A 1,760-nucleotide genomic window follows, 5' to 3' on the forward strand; every position below is an offset into this window, starting at 1 on the left:
GTTATTTTAAATAGTTTTATTGTTAATTTTAAATATATCAATTATTTCAACGTCAATCTTTGATATCTAAACAAGTGATCAAGAGCCATTTAAAACTTTCTTATATATAAGTTTTAAATCATTCACTTCATTATTTTATTTATTTTTTAATTTTTCATAATTAAAAAATAATCATTTAAATTATGGAGAGTTTGATCCTGGCTCAGAGTGAACGCTGGCGGCGTGCCTAACACATGCAAGTCGAACGATGAAGTCTAGCTTGCTAGACGGATTAGTGGCGCACGGGTGAGTAATGTATAGCTAACTTGCCCCTTACAAGAGGACAACACTTAGAAATGAGTGCTAATACTCTATACTCCGCTCTAACATAAGTTAGGGTGGGAAAGTTTTTCGGTAAGGGATAGGGCTATATTGTATCAGCTAGTTGGTAAGGTAATGGCTTACCAAGGCTATGACGCATATCTGGTCTTAGAGGATGATCAGACACACTGGAACTGAGACACGGTCCAGACTCCTACGGGAGGCAGCAGTGGGGAATATTGCTCAATGGGGGAAACCCTGAAGCAGCAACGCCGCGTGGAGGATGACACTTTTCGGAGCGTAAACTCCTTTTTTACAAGAAGAATACTGACTGTATTGTAAGAATAAGCACCGGCTAACTCCGTGCCAGCAGCCGCGGTAATACGGAGGGTGCAAGCGTTACTCGGAATCACTGGGCGTAAAGGGCGCGTAGGCGGAGTAGTAAGTTGGATGTGAAATCTAATGGCTTAACCATTAAACTGCATTCAAAACTGCTATTCTAGAGTAAGGGAGAGGCAGATGGAATTAGTAGTGTAGGGGTAAAATCCGTAGATATTACTAAGAATGCCAATTGCGAAAGCGATCTGCTAGAACTTAACTGACGCTAAGGCGCGAAAGCGTGGGGAGCAAACAGGATTAGATACCCTGGTAGTCCACGCCCTAAACGATGTATGCTAGTTGTTGGAATGCTAGTCATTTCAGTAATGCACCTAACGGATTAAGCATACCGCCTGGGGAGTACGGTCGCAAGATTAAAACTCAAAGGAATAGACGGGGACCCGCACAAGCGGTGGAGCATGTGGTTTAATTCGAAGATACGCGAAGAACCTTACCTGGGCTTGATATCCTAAGAACCTTGTAGAGATACGAGGGTGCTAGCTTGCTAGAACTTAGAGACAGGTGCTGCACGGCTGTCGTCAGCTCGTGTCGTGAGATGTTGGGTTAAGTCCCGCAACGAGCGCAACCCACGTATTTAGTTGCTAACAGTTCGGCTGAGCACTCTAAATAGACTGCCTTCGCAAGGAGGAGGAAGGTGTGGACGACGTCAAGTCATCATGGCCCTTATGCCCAGGGCTACACACGTGCTACAATGGCATATACAATGAGAAGCAATACCGCGAGGTGGAGCAAATCTATAAAATATGTCTTAGTTCGGATTGTTCTCTGCAACTCGAGAGCATGAAGCCGGAATCGCTAGTAATCGTAAATCAGCTATGTTACGGTGAATACGTTCCCGGGTCTTGTACTCACCGCCCGTCACACCATGGGAGTTGATTGTGCTTTAAGTCGGAATACTAAACTAGTTACCGCCCACAGCAAAATCAGCGACTGGGGTGAAGTCGTAACAAGGTAACCGTAGGAGAACCTGCGGTTGGATCACCTCCTTTCTAGAGTACATACTCTTTAACTCACACTAAAGAGTAATAATAAATATTTCAAGAGCTCTTGAGAGCTTGTTT

At 44.0% G+C, this 1,760-nt stretch carries 1 rRNA gene; it reads left to right on the forward strand.

From position 1 onward, the window contains the following. Positions 1–179 precede the first annotated feature (179 nt). Positions 180–1,688: ribosomal RNA gene (locus KJQ99_RS09300) — 16S ribosomal RNA — on the forward strand. The last annotated feature ends 72 nt before the right edge of the window (positions 1,689–1,760 follow it).

This window comes from Campylobacter sp. 2018MI13 (genome assembly GCF_018501135.1).
Taxonomy (GTDB): Bacteria; Campylobacterota; Campylobacteria; order Campylobacterales; family Campylobacteraceae; genus Campylobacter_E.